This window comes from Streptomyces montanisoli (assembly GCF_017813245.1).
Classification (GTDB): Bacteria; Actinomycetota; Actinomycetes; order Streptomycetales; family Streptomycetaceae; genus Streptomyces; species Streptomyces montanisoli.
The window spans coordinates 1-3388 of record NZ_JAGIQL010000308.1; the positions used below are offsets into that span (position 1 = coordinate 1).

The following is a 3388-nucleotide window of genomic DNA, read 5'->3' on the forward strand; positions in this document are numbered from 1 at the left end:
GCTCCCCCCCCCCCCCCCCCCCCCCCCCCCCCCCCCCCCCCCCCCCGCCCCCGTCTCCACTCTCCGAGCAGAGGTCGGCTCACCAGATGCATCGGTGACAGGAGTCCAGACGTCTGTTCTTCCGATCCGCCGCCGCGGCTGTCCGGCGGGGCGCCGCGGAGGCGGGACGGCGTACTGGCCCGGCGGCCGTCCCCGGGCGGAAGCCGTTGCCGGGCTGACGGCCGTCACTGGAGCGAACGCACCGCCGCCGTGAAGACGGCGGGCAGCGCGGCGGCGGCCGGGACGAGCGCGTGTGCGGCCGCCGGGTGCGCGGTCACCTCCACGAGCGCGGCGGTGAGCGCACGGTGGCGGCGGGTCAGGGCGCGCCACCGCCGTTCGTACGCCTCGGGCCGCCCCGCCCGTACGCACGCGACCGCGGCGTGCGCCGAGGCGAGGCCGAGCGCGATGCCCTCGCCCGTCAGGGCGTCCACGTACCCGGCCGCGTCGCCGACCAGCAGCACGCGGCCCGCGGTCCGCGCGCGGGCGCGCTGCCTGAGGGGGCCCGCGCCGCGCACCGCCGTCGCGGGTTCGGCCCCGAGCCGGGCGCGCAACTCCGGGAAGGCCGCGAGGTGGTCTTCGTAGCCGCACCGCCGTGCGCTGAGCACGGCGACCCCCACCAGGTCGCCGGCGACGGGCGTCACGTACGCCTCGCCCCCGCGCGACCAGTGCACCTCCACGAAGTCCGTCCAGGGCCGCATCCGGTAGTGGCGGCGCTGCCCGTAGCGGCGCGGCGCGCGCGAAGGCGGCGCGAGGTCGAGCCCGAGGGCGCGGCGCAGCGGCGAGTGCAGTCCGTCCGCGGCGATGAGCCAGCGTGCTCTGATGCCGCCCGCCGTCACGGAGTCCGCGTCCTGCACGACGCCGTCGGCCCGGCCCCGCAGGAGCGTGACGCCGGCCTCGGCCGCCCGCCGCAGCAGCGCGGCGTGCAGTTCGGTGCGCCGGATGCCGCGGCCCTGGCCGGGGGCGAACAGGGCCTGTGCGCTGTGGCGGCCGCGCACGTAGCGGATGCCGCGCAGCGGGTGGCCCGCGGGCAGTTCGACGCCCAGGCCGGCGAGCGCCCGGACGCCGCTGGGCATCACGCCCTCGCCGCAGGCCTTGTCGACGGCGCCGCTGCGGGGTTCGAGCACGACGGTCTCCAGGCCGGCGGCGGTCGCGTGCAGCGCGGCGGCGAGCCCGGCGGGGCCGCCGCCGGCCACCAGCACGTCGATCACGTGGCGGCGCCCGCCAGGGCGAGCGCCTCGTTCTCGCACCGTATGCGCACCGACAGCAGCCAGGCGTTGAGCACCGTGAACACGAGCGCCGTGATCCACGCGGTGTGGACGAGCGGCAGGGCGACGCCCTCGGCGACGACCGCCACGTAGTTGGGGTGCCTGAGGCCGCGCAGCCGGTAGGGGCCCGCGTCGACGAGCGGCAGCCCCGGCACGACCAGCACCTTGGTGTTCCAGCGCGGCCCGAGCGTCCTGATGCACCACCAGCGCAGCCCCTGCGCGAGCACGGCGACCGCGAGCATCGGGATGCCGAGGGCGGGCAGGAACGGGCGGTGCGCGCTCCACACCTCGGCGAGGCAGCCGAGCAGCAGCCCGGTGTGCAGCACCACCATGGCGGGGTAGTGGCCACGGCCGCGCTCGACGGCGCCGCGCGCGAGGCTCCAGCGCATGTTCCTCTTGGCCACGACGAGTTCGGCGACGCGCTCGGCGCCGACGGCCGCGACCAGCACGGTGTACCAGATCATCGTCGCTCCCCCGGGTGCTCCACCGCGCACGTCACCAGCGCAGCAGGACGAGTTCGGCGCAGAAGCCGGGCCCCATCGCGAGCAGCAGCCCCGGGGTGCCCGGCGGCGGGGGCCGCTCGGCCAGCGTGTCGCGCAGGACGTGCAGGACGGACGAGGACGAGAGGTTGCCTTCCGCCGCGAGCGCGCGCCACGTCATCTCCAGTGCTTCATCGGGCAGTCGGAGGGCTTCCTCGACGGCTTCGAGCACCTTGGGGCCGCCCGGGTGGCAGACCCACGCGGTGATGTCCTCGCGCCGCAGGCCGTGGTCGGCGAGGAAGCTGTCGACGTCGGCCGCGAGGTTCTTGCGCACGAGTTCGGGGACGCTCGCATCGAGGACGACCTTGAACCCGGAGCCGGTGATGTCCCAGCCCATCACGGACTCGGTGTCCGGGTACATGCGGCTGCGGGTGCCGACGACGGTGGGCCCCGCGGCGGCCCGCCGCGCCCCGCAGGCGACGACGGCGGCAGCGCCGTCCCCGAAGAGGCCGGTGGCGACGAGGTTGGCCACGGACGGGTCGTCGCGCTGGAACGTGAGGGTGCACAGCTCGACGGAGAGCAGCACGGCCACGTCGTCGGGACGGCCCGCCAGGTAGTCGTGCAGGCGCGCGACGCCGGCGGCGCCGGCCACGCAGCCGAGCCCGAACACCGGCACGCGCTTGACGTCGGGCCGCAGGCCGAGCCGGCCGACGAGGCGCGCGTCCACGGACGGCGCGGCGATCCCGGTGACCGAGGTGAACATCAGCAGGTCGACGTCGCGCGGCGAGAGCCCGGCCCGCTCGAGCGCGCCCGTGACTGCCTCGGCGCCGAGCGGCACGGCGGTCTCGATGAACGCGTCGTTGGTCTCGCCGAAGCCGCCGAGTGTCACGTACCGTTCGAGTGGCAGGGCCATCGCCCGCCGCTCGACGCACGCGCTGCCGTGCAGGCGGTCGAGCAGCCGCCGGTCCCCGCCGGGCGGCAGGCAGGTGCGTGCCACCATGTCGGTGATCTCGCGTTGGTCGTACCGGTGCTCGGCGAGCACCCCGTGGACGGCTCCGATGCGTGTCATCCGGGATCCGATCAGGTCGGGAACGTGACATCACTGCCCGCACGGCGTGCGGTCACACGCCAGATCGCCGGTACGGCCCCTGACGGAAGTATGACGTTCCCTCTTCCCGCGGCGCGGCGTGACATGCGGGCCCGCCGGGCGGCCCGTTGCCTACGATGGCCGGATGGACGCCACCGAGCGGCCGATGACGACCGCACAGCACTCCTCGCCCGCCGGGCGCGCCGGGCCGGGTGGCCCGCGTGCCCGGGGTGTCACGGGCGCCACGCGCCGGGTGGCCGCGCTGCTGGGCGCCTGCCATCCGATGCCGACGGTCGCGGTGACGGCGCTGGTCGCGGGGGTCGCCGCGGCTTCGGGGCAGACGGCGCCGGGCTGCCTGCTCGTCACCGCGGCGGTGCTCGCCGGGCAGTTGTCCGTCGGCTGGAGCAACGACGCGATCGACGCGGCGCGTGATGTGGCCGCGGGGCGCCGCGACAAGCCGGTGGTCGGCGGCGCGGTGACGGCGCAGATCGGAAGAGCTCACGTCTGGACTGCGGTCT

The 3388-nt window shown here is 76.4% G+C and carries 3 protein-coding genes and 1 pseudogene; 1 reads left to right on the forward strand and 3 read right to left on the reverse strand.

All coding sequences use genetic code 11. The annotated features are described in order from the left end of the window. Positions 1–224: 224 nt before the first annotated feature. Genes JFN87_RS32585 through JFN87_RS32595 form a run of 3 tightly spaced genes read right to left on the reverse strand, consistent with a single transcriptional unit; the run spans position 225 to position 2852 of the window. Positions 225–1247: an NAD(P)/FAD-dependent oxidoreductase gene (locus JFN87_RS32585; protein WP_209346052.1), complete on the reverse strand. Its 1023-nt coding sequence runs from the start codon at positions 1245–1247 to the stop codon at positions 225–227. Then, positions 1244–1768 carry an isoprenylcysteine carboxyl methyltransferase family protein gene (locus JFN87_RS32590; protein ID WP_209346054.1) on the reverse strand — a complete coding sequence of 175 codons (525 nt, stop codon included), beginning with the start codon at positions 1766–1768 and terminating at the stop codon, positions 1244–1246. The genes JFN87_RS32585 and JFN87_RS32590 overlap by 4 nt, the downstream gene beginning before the upstream one ends. A 31-nt stretch (positions 1769–1799) precedes the next feature. Continuing rightward, the gene (locus tag JFN87_RS32595) at positions 1800–2852 is read right to left on the reverse strand and encodes a type III polyketide synthase (RefSeq protein ID WP_209346056.1); all 1053 of its coding nucleotides are present in this window, start codon (positions 2850–2852) and stop codon (positions 1800–1802) included. Between the two features lie 163 nt (positions 2853–3015). Between JFN87_RS32595 and JFN87_RS32600 the strand changes: the two are divergent. Then, positions 3016–3388 (forward strand): annotated as a pseudogene (locus JFN87_RS32600) (UbiA family prenyltransferase); the annotation flags it as partial.